Here is a 20,858-nt window from a genome sequence, read left to right as displayed (position 1 = left end):
GTCCAGATGAACAGATGAACACGGTTTCAGCCGTGCCGCGCTCCGATCCAGTGCAGCAGGTCATGCACCGTCTCATCGTCGAGGCGGTAATTCACGGTGCGGCCGACCCGGGTTGAGGTGACCCAGCCCTGATCCCGAAGTACCCGCAACGCCTGGGACACCGCGTTCTCCGAACGGCCCAGGGCCGTGGCCAGATCGCTGACACAGATACCCGGCGCCCGGTGCAGACCGAGCAGGATCTCCAGCCGGTGCGGGTCGGACAGCAGATCGAAGCGCTGCGCCCACCCCGAGGTGTCGACATCGGCCAGGGCCGATGACGCGCGCTCGACCTGGACCTCTTTACCGTGCTGGTCCACGGTACGAATCTAATCCAGAAAGCCGTGCAGCAAGGCCGACGATCCCCCGACATGGGCCAGCATGGCCGCGGCGGCCCGCTCACTGTCACCGGCCAGGATCGCCATCACGATCGCCTCGTGCTGTTCGTCGGAGTGGGCGATGTTGCGCGGCAGCAGCGGGATCTGATCCAGCAGGGCGTTGAGCCGCATCCGGTTCTCGGCGACCAGGGGCACCAGGGACGGGGACCCCGCCGCCTCGGCGATGGCCAGGTGCAACCGCGAATCCAGCCGGCGGTAATCGTCGGGTTCGGCGGCGCGGACGTCTGCCAGTCGCGACCAGAGCCCGTCGCGCTCGGCCGCGCTCAGGGTGCGGCCGGCCGCCATCCGCGCCGCTCCGACCTCCAGGATCTCGCGCAACCGCAACGCGTCATCGATCTCCTCGCGCGTCGGCCTCGGCCCGTCGGCGGTATGCCGGGGAAGTTCCTCGGCCAGGAAGGTGCCGCCGTACCGCCCCCGTTTGGACACCAGGTAACCGGCGTCGGCCAGCGATTTGATCGCCTCCCGGACCGTGTCGCGGCTGACCCCCAGCCGGGCGGCCAGCTCACGCTCGGGCGGCAACGACTCCCCGGGCCCCAGGACCCCCAGCCGAATCGTCTCCAACAACCGGCCGACGGTGTCCTCGAAGGCGTTGCCCAGCCGGACCGGGCGCAGCAGTGCACCCGCGGCCGCCTCCGCGGCGAGCCGCGAATCAGGCCCCGCGGCGGTCGGCTGCTGTGGATCCGGTTCAGCTGTCATGGCGAGCTATCAGGGTGTCACAGCGGTGTCACGTACGCGGAGCTGATCCCGCCGTCGACCAGGAAAGTCGAACCTGTGATGAACGACGAGTCGTCACTGGCCAGGAACGCCACCGCGGCGGCCAACTCCTCGGGCTCGGCGAAACGGCCCAACGGGATGTGCACCAGCCGTCGCGCGGCACGCTCGGGATCCTTGGCGAACAACTCCTGCAGCAACGGGGTGTTCACGGGGCCGGGGCACAGGGCATTGACCCGGATTCCCTGCCGGGCGTACTGCACCCCGAGTTCGCGCGACATCGCCAGCACGCCGCCTTTGGAGGCGGTGTAGGAGATCTGGGAGGTGGCCGAACCCATCACCGCCACGAACGACGCGGTGTTGATGATCGAGCCCTTGCCCGCGGGCACCATGTGGCGCAGCGCCGCCCGGCAGGACAGGTAAACCGATTTCAGGTTGATGTCCTGCACCCGCTGCCACGCCGGCAGCTCGGTGGTCTCGATCAGATCATCTTCGGGGGGCGAGATCCCGGCGTTGTTGAACGCGATATCGACCGAACCGAATGTCGCTGCCGCAGTGTCGAAGAGCTGATCGACAGCATCCTGGTCGGACACATCAACGCCGACGAACAATCCGTCGAGTTCCTCGGCGGCGGCCTCGCCCGCGACGGGGTCGATATCGCCCACCACGATCGTGGCGCCCTCGGCACGCAGCCGCCGTCCGGTGGCCAGGCCGATGCCGCTGGCACCACCGGTGATGACGGCAACCTTGCCGGCCAGTCGCTGGGTCAGATCCATTAATTGGACTCCTCTGCTCGATCTTCAATGGCGAAGAAGACATTCTTGGTTTCGGTGAAAAACAGTGGTGCGTCGGGTCCCAACTCGCGCCCCAGTCCGGACTGCTTGAAACCCCCGAACGGCGTGTTGTAGCGCACTGACGAATGCGAATTGACGCTGAGATTGCCCGCTTCCACCGCCCGCGACACCCGAAGTGCGCGCGAGAGATTGTCGGTCCAGATCGAGCCCGACAAACCATAGGGCGTGTCGTTGGCCAATGCGATGGCATCGGCCTCGTCGTCGAAGGGCAGCACGGTCACCACGGGGCCGAAAATCTCGTCGGTCACGGCGCGGTCGGTGCGCTGCGGCGTCAACACCGTTGGCGGGAACCAGAACCCGGGACCGTCCGGGGCGGAACCCCGGAACGCCACCGGGGCATCGTCGGGAACGTAGGACGACACCGACTCCCAGTGCGGACGTGACACCAACGGCCCCATCTCGGTGCCGCGGACGGTGGGGTCCCCCACGGCGACGCCCTTGACCGCCGGCTCCAGCAGCTCCATGAAACGGTCGTAGACACTGCGCTGCACCAGGATCCGGCTACGCGCACAGCAGTCCTGCCCGGCGTTGTCGAACACGCCGTACGGAGCGGTGGCCGCGGCCTTCTCCAGATCGCAGTCGTCGAACACGATGTTGGCGCTCTTGCCACCCAACTCCAGCGTCACCCGTTTGACCTGAGCCGCCGCCCCGGCCATCACCCGCATCCCCACCTCTGTGGATCCGGTGAACACCACCTTGCGGACGCCGGGGTGGGTGACGAACCGTTCCCCCACCACCGAACCCTTGCCCGGCAGCACCTGGAACAGCCCGGCCGGCAAACCCGATTCGATGGCCAGCTCACCGAGCCGGATCGTGGTCAGCGGGGTCCACTCGGCGGGCTTGAGCACCACCGCGTTCCCGGCCGCCAGCGCCGGGGCGAAGCCCCACGCGGCGATGGTCATCGGGAAATTCCACGGCGTGATGACCCCGACGACGCCGAGAGGCTCGTTGAACGTGACGTCCAAGCCACCGGCCACCGGGATCTGCTTGCCGCTCAATCGTTCCGGAGTGGCCGAGTAGAACTGCAGGACGTCCCGGACGTGCCCGGCCTCCCACTCGGCCTGCCCGATCGGGTGCCCGGAATTGGCCACCTCCAGGGCGGCGAGGTCTTCGATGTGGGCGTCGACGACGGCGGCGAACGCGCGTAGCGCGGCGGCCCGCTCAGCCGGGGCCAGCCGGACCCATTCCCGTTGCGCCACGGCGGCACGCGCCACGGCGTCATCGACGGCACCCACGTCCAGGAGGTCGACGGTGGTCAGCACCTCCTCGGTAGCCGGGTTGACGACGTGGCTGGATGTCATGAGACCCTCTCAGTCGCATAGGTTCTGGCCGCGTCCACCACGGCGGTGAACAGGCGTAGGTCATCGAGGTTTTCTTCGGGGTGCCATTGAACGCCCAGCACGAATGCATCACCGGGTAGTGCCGGGTCACGTTCGACGGCTTCGATCACGCCGTCGGCGTCACTGGCGCTGACCACCAGGCCCTCACCGAGCCGGTCGATCGCCTGGTGGTGATAGCACTGCGCGTCGGACGTCGCGCCGATCAGATCGGCCAGTCTGGTGTCGGGCACGGTGCGTACGGCCGAGGTGCCGAAGACCGCGTTGCCCTTCTGATGATGGGTGTGCCCGATCACGTCGGGCAGGTGCTGGTGCAGGGTGCCGCCCAGCGCGGTGTTGAGCACCTGCGCGCCCCGGCACACGCCGAGCACCGGGATACCGCGCCGCAGTGCGGCTTCCAGCAGCGCGAACTCCCAGGCGTCACGCTCGGCGGCCGGCTCGTTGGTGGCCGGATGTGACTGCTGTCCATAGCGCTGCGGATCCACATCTGGGCCGCCGGTGATCACCAGACCGTCGACGCGGTCAAGCACCCGGTCGGCGATGTCGACGTCCACCGGCTGCGGCGGCAACAGCAGCGCAATACCACCGGCACGGGTGACGCCTTCGAAGTAGACCTGCGGCAGGAAGCTCGCCTGCACATCCCACACCCCGGTCTGCGCCTGCTGCAGATAGGTCGTCATGCCGATGATCGGACGCGCCCCCATATCAGAGCCGCTCAAAGCCACGCACCCTTTCCCAGTCGGTCACCGCGGAATTGAAGGCGGCCAACTCGATCCGCGCATTGTTCAGGTAATGCTCGACGACGTCGTCCCCGAACGCCGTGCGCGCCACCTCGGACTTCGCGAACAGCTCTGCCGCCTCGGCCAGAGTGGTCGGCAGCCGTTGCGCCCCACTGGCATAGGCATTCCCCGGCAGCGGGTCGGGAAGTTCCAGCTCGTGATCGATGCCGTACAGGCCGCCCGCGATCAGCGCCGACACGGCCAGGTACTGGTTGACGTCGCCGCCGGGCGCCCGGCATTCCACCCGCATACCGGACCCATGACCAACCACGCGCAACGCGCAGGTTCGGTTGTCCATGCCCCAGGCGATGGCGGTGGGGGCGAAGCTGCCGTCGGCAAACCTCTTGTAGGAGTTGATGTTCGGTGCGTAGAGCAGAGTCAGCTCGCGCAGCGTGGCCAGCTGGCCGGCGATGAAGCTGCGGAACATGGGCGACATCCCGTGCGGGCCGGACTCGTCGGCGAAGACCGGTGACCCGTCCTCGCCACGCAGCGAGATATGGATGTGACAGCTGTTGCCCTCGCGTTCATCGAATTTCGCCATGAACGTCAGGCTCTTGCCGTGCTGGTCGGCGATCTCCTTGGCACCGTTCTTGTAGATGGTGTGGTTGTCACAGGTGGCGCGGGCATGGTCGTAGCGGAACGCGATCTCCTGCTGGCCCAGGTTGCACTCCCCCTTGACGCCCTCGCAGTACAAGCCGGCGCCCGCCATGCCCAGACGGATGTCGCGCAGTAACGGCTCCATCCGAGTGGACGCCATCATGGCGTAGTCGACGTTGTAGTCGGTGGCTGGTGTCAGGTTGCGGTAGCCCGCGGCCCAGGACTCCCGGAATGTGTTGTCGAACACCATGAATTCGAGCTCGGTGCCAACATAGGGCACGAGCTTCCGCTCGGTCAGCCGGTCGATCTGGCGGTTGAGGATGCTGCGCGGCGCCTGCTCGACCGGGCGACCGTCCAGCCATGACAGATCCGCCATCACCAGCGCGGTGCCGGGCAGCCACGGAATCAACCGCAAGGTGCTGAAGTCGGCCGTCATCACCATGTCTCCATAGCCGGTGTCCCAGCTGGACATCGAGTAGCCGCCGACGGTGTTCATGTCGACGTCGACCGCGAGCAAATAGTTGCAACACTCCGCACCGTGGGCGGCGACCTCTTCGATGAACAACCGGCCGGAAACCCGCTTGCCGGTCAGCCGGCCCTGCATGTCGCAGAAGGCGACGATCACGGTGTCGATCTCACCCGCCGCCACCATTTGCTCCAGGTCGGCCCGTGCCAGCATGCCGGGGTTCTGGCTCATTGCGCACCCTCCTGCCCGTGTGGGACTCGGTGGCCAACCTGACGTCCAGCCGACCATTGCCTCGCCGATGACGTCATGATCGTGCCCCGAATTAGCATGATTGTCACGCCCAAAAGGTAGGACAGCAGACCAATAACGTTCTATTGTCCGTGTGCAGACCGCCCACCGCCCTGCACACGAGGAGCCGCCATGCCCGAGGGGCACGAAGAACTCACCGAACACCTCAGTGACGACGAACAACATCTCGCCAAGCTCGGTTACGTCCAGGAACTGCAGCGGTCCTGGTCGGGATTCTCCAACTTCGCCATTTCGTTCTCGATCATCTCGATCCTGGCCGGTTGCTTCACCTCATTCGGGCTGGGCTGGAACAACGGCGGGCCGGCCGCCATCGCCTGGGGTTGGCCGATTGTCTCGGCCTTCATCCTGATCATCGGATTCTGTCTGGCCGAACTCGTCTCCGCGTATCCCACCTCAGGCGGAATCTATTGGTGGGCTTCGAAACTCGGCGGCCCCAAGGCCGGCTTCTACACCGGCTGGCTCAACCTGATCGGCCTGATCGCGATCCTGGCGTCGGTGTCCTACGGCAGCGCGACATTCCTGGACCTCACTTTGGGAACGTTCAGTGAATCCTGGCTGGCCGGCTACAGCCTGACCCGGGTGTTCATCATGTTCCTGATCATTCTGGCGGTCTCGGCTGTGATCAACATCTTCTCGTCACACCTGCTGGCCGTCATCAACAACGTCTCGGTGTGGTGGCACGTCGCGGGCGCCACCGCGGTGATCGCCATCCTGTGGCTGCTCCCGGACCAACACGCCAGCGCCTCCGACGTTTTCGCCAAGACCATCAACAACTCCGGGATCTTCTCCGGCTCCACCTCCGGTTGGGGCTTCCTGCTGTTCGTGCTGCCGATCTCGGCGATCCTGACGCAGTACACGATCACCGGATATGACGCGTCGGCGCATCTGTCCGAAGAGACCAAGAGCGCGGCCAATGCCGCCGCGAAGGGGATCTGGCAGTCGATCTTCTACTCGGCGATCGGCGGCTGGATCCTGTTGCTGTCATTCCTGTTTGCCGTGCAGAACTCCGACGAGGTGTCGGCCAACGGTGGAGCGGTGGCGACCATCTTCACCCAGGCGCTCGGATCGAAGTGGGCGGGCGTCGTGCTGCTGATCGCCACCGCGGGTCAGCTGTTCTGCACCACCGCCTGCCAGACCAGCGCCTCACGCATGCTGTTCGCATTCAGCCGGGACCGCGCGGTCCCCGGGCACCAGCTGTGGTCGAAGGTCAGCGCCAGCCGGGTGCCCGCCAACGCCGTCATCGTCACCGCGGTGATCGCGGCGATCATCACCCTGCCCGCCATCGTGCCGGTGAAGATTCCGGTCAACGGTGTGGACGTGCCCTCACCGGTCGCGTTCTATGCCGTCGTCTCGATCGGCGTGGTCGGGCTGTACCTGTGCTTCGCGGTGCCGATCTACTACCGGTGGAAGACCGGCGACTCCTTCGAGCAGGGCCGGTGGAACATCGGCAGCAAGTACAAGTGGATGGCGCCGGTGGCGATCGTCGAGATCATCGTCACCTCGATCATCGCGATGTTCCCGACCTCGCTCGGCGGTATGCCGTGGGACCCGAGTTTCCAGTGGAAGTTCGTGAACTACACCCCGCTGCTGGTCGGCGGCGTGTTGGTGCTGCTGTTCATCTACTGGCACGTGTCGGTGAAGCACTGGTTCACCGGTCCGATCAAGCAGGTCGACGCCCCGACCGCCGAACTGCCGGGCTGATCACCCGAGCAGTTCGCGGATGTCGGACGCGGAGATGGTCGAGCCGAACAGATCCCCGTCATCGACCACCGCGGCGAACAGTGCCCGCTTGCGGTCCTGCAACGCGACCACCTTCTCCTCGATGGTGTTCTCCGCGACCAGTCGGTAGACGCTGACCGGCCGGGTCTGCCCGATGCGGTGGGCCCGGTCGACGGCCTGAGCCTCAGCGGCCGGGCTCCACCACGGGTCGCACAGGAAGCAGTAGTCGGCGGCGGTGAGGTTCAGCCCGAATCCGCCCGCTTTCAGGCTTATCAGGAACACCTGCTTGGTTCCCGTACCGAATTCCTCGATGGCTCTGGCTCTTCCGTCGGAGTCGACCGAACCGTCCAGGTAGCTGTAGGCGATACCCGCGGAATCCAGGTGCGCCCGCACGATGGCGAGGAATCCGGTGAACTGGCTGAACACCAGCGCGCTGTGCCCCTCGGCGACCAGCTGATCGAGTTGTTCGACGAGGAAGTCGATCTTGGCCGACCCCACCGCGCGAGCGGAGTCGTCGACCAAACCCGGGTGCAGGCTGAGTTGGCGCAGCAAGGTCAGCGACCGGAAGATCTGGAACCGGTTCTTCTCCCAGTCCCCCAGCAGCCCCAGTACCTTCTGCCGTTCCCGGGCCAGCCGCGTGTCGTAGATCTTGCGATGTTTGGCGCCCAGTCCGATGGTGAGCACCTGTTCGCTCTTCGGCGGCAGCTCGCTGACCACCTGACTTTTCGTGCGCCGCAGCAGTACCGGCTTGATCCGCCTGCGCAACACCGGCAGCAGATCATCGGCGGCACCCGATTCGATCGGCTTGCGGAAATACGTCTCGAACACCTTCGGCGACGGGAACAGCCCGGGCACCGTGATCGACAGCAGTGACCACAGCTCCATCAGGTTGTTCTCCATCGGGGTGCCGGTGATGGCCAACTTGAACGGCACGTCGAGCAGCCGCGCGGCCTGATGGGTCTTGCTGTGGTGGTTCTTCACGAACTGCGCTTCGTCGAGAACCATTCCGGCCCACTGGATTTGTGAGTACGCGGCAACATCCATGCGCAGCAGCGTGTAGGAGGTGACCACGATATCCGCCTCGGCCACCTGTTCGGCCAGTCCGACGGCTGCCCGTGCATTGGTCGAGGTGACCACCACCGCGTTCAGTCCCGGGGTGAACTTGCGGCATTCGGCCACCCAGTTGCGCGCCACGCTGGTCGGCGCCACGACCAGGAACCTGCCTGCGCCGCCGGCCACGGCACGCTCGATGAGAGCCAACGTCTGCACGGTCTTTCCCAGGCCCATGTCGTCGGCGAGCACCCCGCCGATCCCGTTGTCCCACAGGAACGAAAGCCAGCCCAGTCCATCTCGCTGGTAGTCGCGCAATTCGGCGTCGAGCCCCGCGGGCGGGTCGACGGGCACCGGAGGACGCGCCGCTGCCAGACGCGCCAGGTTGGCCCGCCACCGGGCGAGCTGCTCGTCGACGACACCGAGCTCGAGCAGTTCGTCCCACAGCGTGATGTTCATCGACGCGGCATTGACCCGGTCCCCGTCGATCTCGCCGAGCGCACGCGCCTCGTCGAGCAAGGCTCTCAACCGGGCCAGCTCGGGCGTGTCCAGCCGGAAGTACATGCCGGAAGGCAACAGCATGTGCGTTGCACCAGTGCTCAATTCGCGGATGAGCTCGGGCAGCGCCACTGTCTCGCCGTCCACGCTCACCGTGATGTTCAGGTTGAACCAGTCCCCCGGAACCGAGGTGTCACCCGAGAACGACAGCACCGGATCGGCGCCGGCGGCCCGGTACCGGTCATCGGCGTCGACCGTCAGGTCCGCGAAACAGTCCAGCTGCGGCAGGGTCTGATCACACAGCACCGCGGCCTCCACGAGGGTGAGAGTCACCCCGCCCAGCAATGTGCGCTGCGACGCCACCGCGACCGCGTCCAGGGCGCTCTGGGCATTGACGATGGCTCGCAACTCATGGACAGCGTCGGTGTCGAGCGTCGTGGTTATCCGGCGGTTGACATGTTGCGCCGCTTGACGTTTCCAGTCCTGCGCGGCGGCTGCGACCGCCTGCAACGCGGGCAGCACCCGCTGCCAGAGCGCCTGTTCGGCAGTGGCGTCACGGTATCCGATCAACCCGGCCGAAGACATCGGGTCGAAGTCGTGATGCTGATCGTTGACCTGGTAGCGCGTACTCCAGAACACCCGCGCGCCGCCGTCGACGGCCTTGACCGTCAGCGCGGGCATCGGGCCCGTGATGGCCGGCGGGACGAACAGGCCGTCGGCGACCTCCATGTCCACGCTGCTGGCCAGGCGCGGCAGGATGTCGACCGCGAGTTCGCGCGCCATGTCGGCCGGGATGTGCACCTGCTCGTGATGGCCCAGCATCTCGGCCATGGTGCGTCCCGGCACCGGGTCGAAGGCGCCCAGGCGCAGCACCGAATCGGCGATCTGAAACATCCCGTGCGGAGCCGGCATCCCGATCAGCGCGACGCCGTCGGGGTCGCTGTCCTGCCCGTCGACGATCAGTGCCACCGACATCACGGCACCACCGCCCTCGGCCGCGAAGTCCAGCCGGAGGTGAACGTTCTTGACCAACTCGACCGCCCGGATGCCACTCGCGGTGTCGGCCAAGATGGTCACTCCCGCATCCAGCACCTCGTCGAGCCGGGACCACAGCGTGGCAGGCATTCCGTTGAGCACCATCCCCTCGCTGCCGTGCGGCGGGGAGTACCGCACGATCTCCGACAGCAGCGCCCGCACGGCCCGGTACTGGTCGCGGTCGAACTCGCCCGGGTCCGGGTAGTCCACGAGGCGCCGCCAGGTCAGTGCCCGGCTGATCCAGGTGCCCCGTTTCCCCAGGGACAGCGGGCGCAGCATCAGCAGGGTGCCCGGGCGGTAGCGGGTCGGGGCACCGATCGAGAATTCCAGCGCGATCGGTTTGCCGCCGCCGTCGGGAACGGCGACCTCGTCGAGCACTTTGTCGAGCACATAGCGCCATCGCTCCACCGGCGAGTGGGCCGGGTCCTGGGGTGCGGCCGTCAGAACCAGGGCGACCGCATGTTTGCAGAACGACCCCACGGGGCACGAACACAATGCCCACTCGACAACAGCCCGGCTTCCCGGCGACAGGCCGACCTCAAGGACGTACAGCTGACCATGCGAACCGACACACCGTCCGCGAAGCAGACGCTCGCCGTCATCGAACTCGATGTCACGGATCCGACCCTCGGCGGCATAGCGTTCACCCCGCACGGTCGACTGCGCGCCGAAATCACGAATCAGCTCGTCACGGGCTATCCCGAAGCCGAATCCAGGCCTCATGTGAGGAGAATAGGGCCACGCTCCGACATGTCCCGGTCACACCCCCGACACACCGCGGGTGACGCGCCGCCGCCGGATCCTGTGTAGGGTCGAACTGATGTGTGGAGCCGCCGGGGAGGTGCGTCTCGATGGCCGGACACCGGATATTTCAGCGGTGTCGGCCATGGCAGACGCGATGGCACCCAGGGGTCCGGACGCGGCCGGTGTGTGGTCGCAAGGCCGGGTCGCACTGGGTCACCGCCGCCTGAAAATCATTGACCTGACCGAAGCGGGCGCCCAGCCCATGGTCGATCCCGAACTCGGGTTGACCGTTTGCTGGAACGGCTGCATCTACAACTACCAGGAGCTGCGCCGGGAACTGTCCGGACACGGTTACCGGTTCTTCTCCCACAGCGATACCGAGGTGTTGCTGAAGGCCTATCACCACTGGGGCGACCGGTTCGTCGAGCACCTGATGGGGATGTTCGCCTTCGCGATCGTCGAGCGCGACACCGGCCGGGTGCTGCTGGGCCGCGATCGGCTGGGCGTCAAGCCGCTCTACATCACCGAGGACACCCACCGGATCCGGTTCGCGTCATCGCTGCCCGCCCTGCTGGCTGCCGGTGGCGTCGACACCCGGATCGATCCGATCGCGCTGCACCACTACCTGACGTTCCATTCGGTGGTGCCGCCCCCGTTGACCATCCTGCAGGGCATCAAGAAGGTGCCGCCCGCGTCGGTGGTCGCGATCGAACCGGACGGCAGCCGGCACACCACGGTCTACTGGTCGCCGGACTTCACCCGGCACGCCGACCGGGCCGACTGGTCGGAAAAGGACTGGGAGGACGCGGTACTGGAGTCGCTGCGGCGCGCGGTCGAGCGCCGGCTGGTGGCTGACGTGCCCGTCGGATGCCTGCTGTCCGGCGGCGTCGATTCCAGTCTGATCGTCGGACTGCTCGCCGAGGCCGGCCAGCACGGCCTGTCCACCTTCTCGATCGGTTTCGAGTCCGTCGGCGGGGTGGCCGGTGACGAGTTCAAGTACTCCGACATCATCGCCGAGCATTTCGAAACCGACCATCACCAGATCCGCATCGGCACCGACCGCATGCTGCCCGCCCTCGACGGTGCGATCGCGGCGATGAGCGAACCAATGGTCAGCCATGACTGCGTGGCCTTCTACCTGCTGAGCCAGGAAGTGGCCAAGCACGTCAAGGTGGTCCAGTCCGGCCAGGGCGCCGACGAGGTTTTCGCCGGGTATCACTGGTATCCGCCGATGGCCGAACCGGGCGCGGCCGACCTCCACGGCGCTGTGGCCAGCTACCGCGGCGCGTTCTTCGACCGTGACAGCACCGGGGTGAGCGCGCTGATCAGCGAGGGTTACCGGGCCGACGGCGATCCCAGCGGGGTGTTCGTCAGCGATCATTTCGCCGCGGCGGGCGCACAGACCGGCGTGGACCGGGCGTTGCGTCTGGATACCACCGTGATGCTGGTCGACGATCCGGTCAAGCGGGTCGACAACATGACCATGGCGTGGGGCCTGGAAGGCCGGGTGCCGTTCCTCGATCACGAACTCGTCGAGTTGGCCGCCACCTGTCCGCCGGGCCTGAAGACCGCACACGGGGGCAAAGGTGTGCTCAAACAGGCTGCGCGCCGGGTGATTCCGGCAGCGGTGATCGATCGCCCGAAGGGCTACTTCCCCGTCCCGGCGCTGACCCACCTCGAGGGGCCGTACCTGGATATGGTCCGCGACGCGCTGTATGCACCGGAAGCCAAGGAGCGCGGTCTGTTTCGCCCCGAGGCCGTCGACCGTCTACTCGCCGACCCGAACGGCAGGCTGACCCCGCTGCGCGGCAATGAGTTGTGGCAGATCGCGCTGCTCGAGTTGTGGTTGCAGCGCCACGGGGTGACGGGGGCTGCGGCGTGACCGCCACTGACCATGACTCGTCGGAAGCCTCATTGGGGTCCGACCACACCGAGGCGATCACGCTCAGCCTGCACGATGCCTCACCGCAGCACCTCATCGATGCCATGGCCGATGATGTGGTGCTCGAATTAGGCTGGGGACGGCTGATTTTCGGACAGACCTTCGCCGATCCCGAGCAGCTTGCCGAGGTGTTGCAGCAGGAGGGGCCCGGCCGGCGGGACATCTGCATCTACGCCCGCGAATCGCACGTGCTGATCGCCCGCTCCCCCGCTGAGCTGTTCATCGATCCGAGCCACACCTACCGGCTGCGGTTCACCGACGAATTCACCGCCGCCGAACCCGTCGGGTTCACCGTGCGCACCCTGCAGACGCCGAGCGACGCCGACGCGATGAACCGCGTGTACGTCCGGTGTGGGATGGTGCCCGCACCCGTCGACGTCATCTGGCACAACCACACCCTGACCCCGGCGGTGGTCTATCTGGTTGCGGTACGCGACGACGACGGCAGCGTCGTGGGCACGGTCACCGGCGTCGACCACAACCGGTTGTTCGCCGACCCCGAGGACGGGTCGAGCCTGTGGAGCCTGGCCGTGGATCCGGCCGCCGGACTGCCCGGCGTCGGGGACGCGCTGACCCGGACCCTGGCCGGGTTCTTCCGCGAGCGGGGCCGGGCCTACCTGGATCTGTCTGTGGCCCATGACAATTCCGCCGCGATCGCGCTGTACGAGAAGCTGGGTTTCCAGCGCGTCCCGGTGCTGGCCGTCAAACGCAAGAACGCGATCAACGAGCCGCTGTTCACCCATCCTCCGGAAACGGTGGACGATCTGAACCCGTACGCGCGCATCATCGCCGACGAGGCGATGCGTCGCGGGATCCGGGTCGAGGTGCTCGATGCGGGCGCGGGCGAAATGCGGCTGTCCCACGGCGGGCGCACAGTCATCACCCGAGAGTCGCTGTCGGAGTTCACTTCTGCGGTGGCGATGGCCCGCTGCGATGACAAGCGGCAGACCCGTCGGATCGTTTCCGAGGCGGGCATCTCGGTGCCCAAGGGCAGGCTGGCCACCTTCGACCGCGAGGACCACGACTTCCTGTCCGAGGTCGGAGATGTGGTGGTCAAGCCCACCCGTGGCGAGCAGGGGAAGGGCATCACCGTCGGCGTGGATGGCGGCGATGAACTGGATGCCGCGCTGCACCGGGCCCGCGAGCAGTACCCGGAGGTGCTGATCGAGCAGCGGGCCGCCGGCGACGATCTTCGTCTGGTGGTCATCGACGGCAAGGTGGTGGCCTCGGCGATCCGCAGGCCCGCCGAGATCGTCGGCACCGGTAAGCACACCGTGGGCGAGCTGATCGAGACGCAATCGCGGCGCCGCGCGGCGGCTACCGGCGGCGAATCACGCATCCCGATCGACGACGTCACCGTGGGAACGGTCGCCGAGGCCGGCTGGTCGTTCGATGATGTGCTGCCCGAGGGGGTGCACCTGCGGGTACGGCGAACGGCCAATCTGCATCAGGGCGGGACGATCCACGATGTCACCGCGGAGGTGAATCCCGAATTGTGCCGAGTTGCGGTGACCGCGGCCGCGGCGATCGGTATCCCGGTGACGGGGATCGACCTGCTGGTGCCCGATGTCACGGGCCGCGAGTACGTCTTCATCGAGGCCAATGAACGCCCCGGGCTGGCCAATCATGAGCCGCAGCCCACGGCCGCGGCATTCGTGGATTTCCTGTTCCCGCAGCAGCCGGGTTTGCCGCAAGCCTGGACGCCTTCGGAGGCGGCTGACTGAGCGCTCGCGCGAAGGCAGGCCGCCGACCCGACAACACAGTGGCGGCTGACTGAGCGCTCGCGCGAAGGCAGGCCTGGGCCGTCACCAACTGCTGGTGCGCAGCACGATCTCGGCCGCGAGCTGTGCGGTCGAGTCACCGGCGTTGCGTCGTCCCGCTATCTCCACGAGCCGGAAGTCGCCGTACACAAAGCGCTGGCTGGCCTTGGCGACGGCGCGGGCCGCGGGAGAGCTGACGAGCACGGTGGTGTTCATCTCGACCGGCGGGCATTCGTCGTCGCGGATCGTCCCCGTGGCGTCTGCGACGCGAGGGTGGCCACGATCCACCACCACCAGACCGATGAACTTGTCCAGCCGGGTCGCGGCCAGCTCCCAGGCGAGTTCTCCCCCGAGCCGGTCGCCGACCAACAACGCCCATTTGATGTTGAGCGAATCGAGAATGCCGACCACCGACTTGGCGGTCAGCCGTGGATCCGGACCGATGATCACCGTGCGCAGTGACGCGGTGTGCAGGCGCCGGCAGATCGGCTCGTATGCGGCCGGGCCGTGGTGGCCGGCGCTCAGCACTACCACGGTGGAACCCTTCTCGGGGCCCGAGACGTCGACGGGTGTGGTGAATCCGTCGATCGTCGCGACGGTGGTAAGCATTCGGCCAAACTACCGTCCAGTAGCGACGGGCGGGCCGGAATCAACATTGTCTTGACGCCCGCGTCAGTGAGAGGCAAGCCGCTCGGCCTGGGTACCGAAAACGTCCAGAAATGTCTGCGGCAATGCACCTTTGGCGACAATCGACGGATCCTGCGTGGGGAATGCAATTCCGAAAACAGCCCAGTTGCCGACATTTTCGAAGGCGAAGAAGATGCTCTGTGCCCTACCGCCCAGCTGCATCGTCTGCTGATAAGCCAACGCTGACGCACGCGGTGCGGTCAGCTTGGTGGTGGTCATCGGGATGCCCTTGTCCGCCGGATCGAAGTAGGTGGAGAACTGGGCGCATCGCTCTGCCGTGGCCGCCAACCTGTCCAGCGGCAGCGGCGAGGCCATCACGGTCAGCACCATCCGCGCCCCGTCGTAGGCGGCGATGATCTGCGCGGCGCTGCCCGGGCCCCGCTCGGCCGATTCGGCGATCACCCTCGTCAGCCCGTCGCTGCAGCCGACCGGGGTGGATAGCATCGGTGGCGGGCCGCCCGGACCGCCCGGCCCTGCGCCATCGTCGGTGACGCGATCGACCTGCACGCCGGGCGGGAAGTCGGCGGGTGTCAGCAACACCTTCTCCAGGGTGGCGCCCGGCCAGGTGGGCGTGCCGACGATCACCGGCGCGCAGCCGGACACCACGAGCATGGCGAGCAGGCCGGCCGGAGCTGCCACCCATCGATGGCATCGAGTCATCTGCCCAGGTTACCGAGGTGGGCCGACGAGCGCAGTGCTCATAGTGGGCCGCGGTGGCGGCCCGTGCTCCACGAGGTCCATCACGGCCCCGATGTCGAGATGGGCTGCCAGCAGGTCGGCCATCAGGTCAAGCTGCGCATCGCGGCGCCCCTGCACGTCGGTGTCTCCGGCCACCACGAACCCGCCACGGCCGGCGCTGTCAGCGATCTCGGTGAGCCAGGCCCCGCGCAACCGATCGTTGTCGAGCAGACCGTGCCAGTGGGTGCCGTAGACCGCGCCGTGGCGCAGCCCCACCCCGAGCCAGTCATCGGCCGCCGCGCGGGTCACCTGGCCGTGATGAATCTCGTAGCCCCACAAGGGCTTTTCCCAATGCCGGAGGGTCTTCTCGGCGGCGAACTCGATATCGGCGTCCAGCAGACCCAAGCCCTCGACGGATTCCGAGCTTGAGGATTCGACCGCGTCGTCGATGCGACGGCACAGCATCTGGAACCCACCACACACACCGAGCACGGGCCGGCCCTGCGCGGCGTGCGTGAGGATCGCCTCGGCCAGTCCGCGTTGGCGCAACCAGGCCAGATCGTTCACGGTGGCCTTGCTGCCGGGGATCACCACGAGGTCCGCGCCGGCGAGATCGGCGGCATCGGCGACCCACCGCACCAGGACTCCGGGTTCACATGCCAGTGCCTCGATGTCGGTGGAGTTGGAGATGCGGGGCAGTCTGATGGCAGCGACGGTGAGCGTCTGCGCGCCACGGGGCGCTTGCGGGGTCCCCACCACGCCTCCCGGCCGGACCGACACGGAATCTTCTGTGTCGAGCCAGATTCCGTCGTCGAATGGGACCACCCCGTAGGTGGGGCGGCCGGTCAGATCCTGGAGCTGGCGCAATCCGGGTTCCAGCAGGGCGGGGTCACCGCGGAACTTGTTGACGATGAATCCCGCGATGAGCGCCTGGTCCTCGGGCTCCAGGACGGCCACGGTGCCATGCAGGTGGGCCAGCAGGCCGCCGCGGTCGATGTCGCCCACCACGACCACCGGCAAGTCCGCGGCGCGGGCCAGCCCCATGTTGGCCAGGTCAGTGGCGCGCAGATTGATCTCGGCCGGCGAGCCCGCGCCCTCACAGATCACCACGTCGAATTCAGATCTCAGTGAGGCCAATTCCTCGGCGACGACCGTCGCGAGCCGGTCCCGGTGGGTGAAGTAGTCGCCCGCGGCGACGGTTCCGGCCACTTGTCCGCGGATCACCAGCTGCGAGGTTCGGTCCCCGCCCGGCTTGAGCAGGATCGGGTTGAACCGGGTGCTGGGCGCCAGCCCGGCGGCACGGGCCTGCATGGCCTGGGCGCGGCCGATCTCTCCGCCGTCGACGGTGACCGCCGAGTTGTTCGACATGTTCTGCGCCTTGAACGGCGCCACGGACAGGCCCTTGCGGGCAAGAAGCCGACACAGCCCCGCCACCACCATCGACTTACCGGCGTCCGAGGTCGTCCCGGCGACCAGCAGCGCTCCGCTCACGGTGCGTTGTTCACGGCAGCGTGAGGATGTCAGCGCCGTCGTCGGTGACCACGAGTGTGTGCTCGAACTGAGCGGTCCACTTGCGGTCTTTGGTCACCACGGTCCAGTCGTCGTCCCAGATCTCGTAGTCCAGCGACCCGAGATTGATCATCGGTTCGATGGTGAAGGTCATGCCCGGTTCCAGCACGGTCTCGACCGCAGGCTGATCGTAGTGCAGCACCACCAGCCCGTTGTGGAACGTGGTGCCGATGCCGTGGCCGGTGAAATCACGGACGACGTTGTAGCCGAACCGGTTTGCGTAGGCCTCGATGACCCGGCCCACGATCGACAGCGCGCGCCCGGGTTTGACCGCCTTGATGGCCCGCATGGTCGCCTCGTGGGTGCGCTCGACGAGCAACCGGTGTTCCTCGGAGACGTCGCCGGCCAGGAAGGTGGCGTTGGTGTCGCCGTGCACTCCGTCGATGTAGGCGGTGACGTCGATGTTCACGATGTCGCCGTCTTCGATCACGGTCGAGTCCGGGATGCCGTGGCAGATCACCTCATTCAGCGAGGTGCAGCAGGATTTGGGAAACCCCTTGTACCCCAGGGTCGATGGGTAGGCACCGTGATCGATCATGTACTCGTGGGCGATGCGGTCCAGTTCGTCAGTGGTGACGCCGGGGGCCACGGCCTTGCCCGCCTCGGCCAGCGCCGCCGCCGCGATCTGACCCGCGACGCGCATCTTCTCGATCACCTCAGGGGTCTGCACCCAAGGTTCGCTGCCCTCGCGCACAGTGGGCTGCCAGGCGTACTCCGGTCGTGGGATCGACTTGGGAACCATCAGGGTCGGTGAGAGCACGCCGGGGCTCAGGGCGGTACGAACTGGCATGTGGACAGCTTAATCGTCAGCCCACCGACAACGCCCCCAGCGCCGCGCCCACCCGCTGCGGCAGCGATCCGCCATGTTGCAGCCAGTCGTCCAGGGCGATGCGCACCGACGCCATCGCCAGCGCGCCGATGAGCCGCGGCCGGGCGTCGTTCGGGGTCAGGTCGGCGAATCTGGGGGCCACCAGCTCGGCGATCGCCGTCTCGTAGCCGACGTAGATCTGCAGTGTCCACGCGTTCAGCGCCGGCGATGACCGGGTCAGAATGGCCAGCTCACGCACCTGATCGCTGATGGCGTCGAAACCGTCGCCGAGGTCACGGAACGCGGCCACCACGGCGTCGCGCGCCGACAATCCGCTGGGCTGGGCTGCCAGTTGCGCGGTGATGACATCCAGCCAGTGCCTGGTCATCCCGTCGGCGACGGCGTCCTCCTTGGAGGAGAAGTACCGGAAGAAGGTGGCCCGGCCGACCTCGGCCTCGGCGGCGATCCGCTCCACCGTGGTTGCGGCCAGCCCGTCGGCTGCCACGAGCGTCGCGGCGCATGCGGCGATCCGGTCGCGGGTGGCCCGGCGCTTGCGGATGTTCAGGGGAATCGGTTCGGCCATTTCCCGTATGAGACTACGTCTCATTTGAGATTGTGTCTCGCATGAGCGAAGAGCGCGCCCCAAAAACTCTCGAAGCCTGGCAGTTCGTCCAGAAAATGCTCGGCGACATCACCGAGATCGTGAAAGCCGATGCCCGCGACGAGCGTGAACTGCTCGACGGGCTGCGGGTGGTCTCCCGGGTGACGGCACTGTGCTCGGAGCTGTCCGTGGAGGCCGACCCGGAACTGCCGTGGTTCTTCGACATGTGCTCGCCCACCAGGATGGTCGGCGGCCCAAATCCCGACGGCCGCTACCTGCTCGCGATGATCCGTGGCGACCGCACCTACCAGATCACCGGAACCCGGGGCTCCAGCGCCTATCTGGGTTTCCAGGTGCTCGCCGGCACCGGCATGACTCCGCGGCGGATGGCCGCCTACCTCAGCGACACCGAGCTGAAGCTCGACGACGACACCTTCACGGTCATCGTGTCGGCCGAGCGCCCGGCCGGACTCGACGGCGCGCAATGGCTGCAGATCCCCGCCGACGCCGCCTCGGTCGTGGTGCGTGAGTACATCGGTGACGCGGCCACCGAATCGCCGGCGACCCTGCACATCGAGACCCTTGACGCCGGTCCCCCACAGGTGCCGACCGACGCCGAGGTGGCCGAGCAGTTCACCGCGATGGCCTGGACGCTGATGAAGCTGACGACGCTGCACCGCACCATCAAGCCGGAACTGCTGACCCGGCCCAACGAGCTCGTCACCGCCGAAGCCGCCGCGCTGGGGTCCGCGGACACCACACCCGACAACCTCTACATGATCGGCACGTTCGACCTCGCCGATGACGAGACACTGCACCTGGAGTTCACCCCGCCGGACACCCGCTACTGGAACGTCACGCTGGAGAACATCTGGCACGAGTGCATCGAACCGCGACGCAGGCACAGTTCGGTGACCGACAAAGGCGTCTCTCCCGGCACGGATGGAAAAGTCCGAATTGCCATCGGCAGCAAGGACTCCAGCAACGGTCACTGGCTGGACACCGGTGGCCGCCGCCGCGGGTTCGTGGTGTTGCGCTGGCTGGACAATCCGGCCGCGCCCGAGGTAACGGTGACGGTGCGATGACCGACCGCTTCGACCCCGACGCCCTGATCGCGCAAGCCTGCGAGATCGCAGGTACCGACGACTTCGGGGAGCCCGGCGGGTGGCGCGAGGATCTCACGCGGCTGGCCGACGGGCTGGCGACCGAAGCCCAACTGAACGACTTGGGCGTTGAGATCGCCGTGATGGACATCGTCAACCCGCTGGTCAACCGACTCCGAATCATGCAGTGGCGCAAGGACAATAACGCCGTAGCGGCCACACCAGTCGAGCGGCCCATCTTCATCGTCGGCCAGCCGCGCACCGGCACCACGATCCTGTTCGACCTGCTGGCCCAGGATCCCGCCCTACGCCCACCTCTGACCTGGGAGGTGGATGCGCCCTGGCCGTTACCGCAGCCGGATACCTACACCACGGATCCGCGTATCGCCCAGATCCAGGCGAGTATCGAGATGTCCGAACAGCTGGTACCCGGTCTGCTGGCGCATCATCCGATGGGTGCGCTGGTCGGGCAGGAGTGCGTTCGGATGTCGGCCGGACAGTTCTGCAGCATGATCTTCTCAACCCAGTACCGACTGCCCACCTACTACCGCTGGCTCTTGCATGACGCCGACCACCGAAACGCCTACCGCTACCACCGGATGTTCCTGCAACACTTGCAATCCGGAGTGCCCGGACCAGGTACCACACCGCAGTGGCTGTTGAAATCGCCCGCACACCTGTGGCAGCTGGACGCACTGGTCACCGAGTATCCGGACGCGCTGATCGTGCAGACCCACCGCGATCCGCTCAACGTCATCTCCTCGATCGCCGCACTCACTACGCACCTGCGTCGACTGGCCTCCGATCACAGCGACATCGCCGAGTGTGCCCAGCAGTCGCGTGAGGAGATCGTCGTCGGGCTGGAGAACTCGATGAAGGCCCGCGACTCCGGGGTGCTGGCGCCCGGCCAGATCGTCGATGTCCAATTCGCCGACTTCATCCGTGATCCGTTCGCGACGATCCGCGGCATCTACGGGGCACTGGACCGCGAGTTCACCCCCGTCGCCGAAGGGCGCATGCGCGACTTCCTGGCCGCCCACCCCGGGGACAACGGCGGCGCGCGATACACGTGGAGCAACACCGGTCTCGACGCGGAGGAGGTCCGGGCCCAGGTCACCGGCTATCAGGAACGCTTCGGCGTGCCTACAGAGGCACTGCGGTGACACCGATGGAGAGC

General features: G+C 66.9%; 17 protein-coding genes. 5 read left to right on the top strand and 12 right to left on the bottom strand.

Annotated elements, in window-relative coordinates:
• Positions 1–26: 26 nt before the first annotated feature.
• Genes ACWEFV_RS01745 through ACWEFV_RS01720 form a run of 6 tightly spaced genes read right to left on the bottom strand, consistent with a single transcriptional unit; the run spans position 27 to position 5,409 of the window.
• Complete coding sequence (locus ACWEFV_RS01745; RefSeq protein ID WP_450068861.1) at positions 27–356, bottom strand: ArsR/SmtB family transcription factor; 330 nt, start codon at positions 354–356, stop codon at positions 27–29.
• 9 nt (positions 357–365) lie between these two features.
• Complete coding sequence (locus ACWEFV_RS01740; protein WP_135453723.1) at positions 366–1,130, bottom strand: FadR/GntR family transcriptional regulator; 765 nt, start codon at positions 1,128–1,130, stop codon at positions 366–368.
• A gap of 17 nt (positions 1,131–1,147) precedes the next feature.
• Positions 1,148–1,921 carry a 3-oxoacyl-ACP reductase gene (locus ACWEFV_RS01735; protein WP_135453722.1) on the bottom strand — a complete coding sequence of 258 codons (774 nt, stop codon included), beginning with the start codon at positions 1,919–1,921 and terminating at the stop codon, positions 1,148–1,150.
• Positions 1,921–3,300 (bottom strand): aldehyde dehydrogenase family protein, encoded by a 1,380-nt coding sequence (locus ACWEFV_RS01730; RefSeq protein WP_450068860.1) that lies wholly within the window; start codon positions 3,298–3,300, stop codon positions 1,921–1,923. The genes ACWEFV_RS01735 and ACWEFV_RS01730 overlap by 1 nt, the downstream gene beginning before the upstream one ends.
• Positions 3,297–4,040, bottom strand: a complete 744-nt coding sequence (locus ACWEFV_RS01725; protein ID WP_450069250.1) for a gamma-glutamyl-gamma-aminobutyrate hydrolase family protein — start codon at positions 4,038–4,040, stop codon at positions 3,297–3,299. The genes ACWEFV_RS01730 and ACWEFV_RS01725 overlap by 4 nt, the downstream gene beginning before the upstream one ends.
• 1 nt (position 4,041) lies before the next feature.
• Positions 4,042–5,409: a glutamine synthetase family protein gene (locus ACWEFV_RS01720; protein WP_450068859.1), complete on the bottom strand. Its 1,368-nt coding sequence runs from the start codon at positions 5,407–5,409 to the stop codon at positions 4,042–4,044.
• Positions 5,410–5,598: 189 nt separating this feature from the next.
• On the opposite strand from ACWEFV_RS01720, the gene ACWEFV_RS01715 reads away from it, so the two are divergent.
• A complete protein-coding gene (locus ACWEFV_RS01715; protein WP_450068858.1) occupies positions 5,599–7,188 on the top strand; it encodes an amino acid permease in 1,590 nt (529 codons plus the stop codon).
• Here ACWEFV_RS01715 and ACWEFV_RS01710 read toward each other — a convergent pair whose 3' ends face one another.
• Positions 7,189–10,512, bottom strand: a complete 3,324-nt coding sequence (locus tag ACWEFV_RS01710; protein WP_450068857.1) for a DEAD/DEAH box helicase — start codon at positions 10,510–10,512, stop codon at positions 7,189–7,191.
• Positions 10,513–10,609: 97 nt separating this feature from the next.
• Between ACWEFV_RS01710 and ACWEFV_RS01705 the strand changes: the two genes are divergently transcribed.
• Positions 10,610–12,415: an N-acetylglutaminylglutamine amidotransferase gene (locus ACWEFV_RS01705; protein WP_450068856.1), complete on the top strand. Its 1,806-nt coding sequence runs from the start codon at positions 10,610–10,612 to the stop codon at positions 12,413–12,415.
• On the top strand, positions 12,412–14,199 hold the full coding sequence (ngg, locus tag ACWEFV_RS01700; RefSeq protein ID WP_450068855.1) for an N-acetylglutaminylglutamine synthetase: 1,788 nt from the start codon (positions 12,412–12,414) through the stop codon (positions 14,197–14,199). Before ACWEFV_RS01705 ends, ngg begins: the two co-directional genes overlap by 4 nt.
• 81 nt (positions 14,200–14,280) lie before the next feature.
• Here ngg and ACWEFV_RS01695 read toward each other — a convergent pair whose 3' ends face one another.
• The 5 genes from ACWEFV_RS01695 to ACWEFV_RS01675 form a co-directional block, all read right to left on the bottom strand.
• Positions 14,281–14,844, bottom strand: coding sequence for an alpha/beta fold hydrolase (locus tag ACWEFV_RS01695; RefSeq protein WP_135453716.1), 564 nt, complete (start codon positions 14,842–14,844; stop codon positions 14,281–14,283).
• Positions 14,845–14,907: 63 nt separating this feature from the next.
• Positions 14,908–15,582 carry a hypothetical protein gene (locus tag ACWEFV_RS01690; protein WP_450068854.1) on the bottom strand — a complete coding sequence of 225 codons (675 nt, stop codon included), beginning with the start codon at positions 15,580–15,582 and terminating at the stop codon, positions 14,908–14,910.
• Positions 15,583–15,591: 9 nt separating this feature from the next.
• Positions 15,592–17,091, bottom strand: a complete 1,500-nt coding sequence (locus ACWEFV_RS01685) for a cobyric acid synthase (protein ID WP_450068853.1) — start codon at positions 17,089–17,091, stop codon at positions 15,592–15,594.
• Between the two features lie 10 nt (positions 17,092–17,101).
• Complete coding sequence (gene map, locus ACWEFV_RS01680) at positions 17,102–17,959, bottom strand: type I methionyl aminopeptidase (RefSeq protein WP_450068852.1); 858 nt, start codon at positions 17,957–17,959, stop codon at positions 17,102–17,104.
• A gap of 16 nt (positions 17,960–17,975) precedes the next feature.
• Complete coding sequence (locus tag ACWEFV_RS01675; RefSeq protein WP_450068851.1) at positions 17,976–18,560, bottom strand: TetR family transcriptional regulator; 585 nt, start codon at positions 18,558–18,560, stop codon at positions 17,976–17,978.
• 41 nt (positions 18,561–18,601) lie between these two features.
• Between ACWEFV_RS01675 and ACWEFV_RS01670 the strand changes: the two genes are divergently transcribed.
• Together ACWEFV_RS01670 and ACWEFV_RS01665 are read left to right on the top strand one after the other, a co-directional pair.
• Complete coding sequence (locus ACWEFV_RS01670; RefSeq protein ID WP_450068850.1) at positions 18,602–19,663, top strand: DUF1214 domain-containing protein; 1,062 nt, start codon at positions 18,602–18,604, stop codon at positions 19,661–19,663.
• Positions 19,660–20,844, top strand: a complete 1,185-nt coding sequence (locus ACWEFV_RS01665; protein WP_450068849.1) for a sulfotransferase family protein — start codon at positions 19,660–19,662, stop codon at positions 20,842–20,844. Before ACWEFV_RS01670 ends, ACWEFV_RS01665 begins: the two co-directional genes overlap by 4 nt.
• The last annotated feature ends 14 nt before the right edge of the window (positions 20,845–20,858 follow it).

It is taken from the genome of Mycobacterium sp. NPDC004974 (genome assembly GCF_053600815.1).
The sequence above is the reverse complement of the archived record's forward strand: the minus strand, read 5'-3'. Positions and strand labels throughout refer to the sequence as shown.

What these genes read in the sequence shown, in the direction of transcription:
- ACWEFV_RS01740 (WP_135453723.1), bottom strand. Translation starts at nt 1,130, where the DNA reads ATGACAGCTGAACCGGATCCACAGCAGCCGACCGCCGCGGGGCCTGAT.
- ACWEFV_RS01735 (WP_135453722.1), bottom strand. Translation starts at nt 1,921, where the DNA reads ATGGATCTGACCCAGCGACTGGCCGGCAAGGTTGCCGTCATCACCGGT.
- ACWEFV_RS01730 (WP_450068860.1), bottom strand. Translation starts at nt 3,300, where the DNA reads ATGACATCCAGCCACGTCGTCAACCCGGCTACCGAGGAGGTGCTGACC.
- ACWEFV_RS01725 (WP_450069250.1), bottom strand. Translation starts at nt 4,040, where the DNA reads ATGGGGGCGCGTCCGATCATCGGCATGACGACCTATCTGCAGCAGGCG.
- ACWEFV_RS01720 (WP_450068859.1), bottom strand. Translation starts at nt 5,409, where the DNA reads ATGAGCCAGAACCCCGGCATGCTGGCACGGGCCGACCTGGAGCAAATG.
- ACWEFV_RS01715 (WP_450068858.1), top strand. Translation starts at nt 5,599, where the DNA reads ATGCCCGAGGGGCACGAAGAACTCACCGAACACCTCAGTGACGACGAA.
- ACWEFV_RS01710 (WP_450068857.1), bottom strand. Translation starts at nt 10,512, where the DNA reads ATGAGGCCTGGATTCGGCTTCGGGATAGCCCGTGACGAGCTGATTCGT.
- ACWEFV_RS01705 (WP_450068856.1), top strand. Translation starts at nt 10,610, where the DNA reads ATGTGTGGAGCCGCCGGGGAGGTGCGTCTCGATGGCCGGACACCGGAT.
- ACWEFV_RS01695 (WP_135453716.1), bottom strand. Translation starts at nt 14,844, where the DNA reads ATGCTTACCACCGTCGCGACGATCGACGGATTCACCACACCCGTCGAC.
- ACWEFV_RS01690 (WP_450068854.1), bottom strand. Translation starts at nt 15,582, where the DNA reads ATGACTCGATGCCATCGATGGGTGGCAGCTCCGGCCGGCCTGCTCGCC.
- map (WP_450068852.1), bottom strand. Translation starts at nt 17,959, where the DNA reads ATGCCAGTTCGTACCGCCCTGAGCCCCGGCGTGCTCTCACCGACCCTG.
- ACWEFV_RS01675 (WP_450068851.1), bottom strand. Translation starts at nt 18,560, where the DNA reads ATGGCCGAACCGATTCCCCTGAACATCCGCAAGCGCCGGGCCACCCGC.
- ACWEFV_RS01670 (WP_450068850.1), top strand. Translation starts at nt 18,602, where the DNA reads ATGAGCGAAGAGCGCGCCCCAAAAACTCTCGAAGCCTGGCAGTTCGTC.
- ACWEFV_RS01665 (WP_450068849.1), top strand. Translation starts at nt 19,660, where the DNA reads ATGACCGACCGCTTCGACCCCGACGCCCTGATCGCGCAAGCCTGCGAG.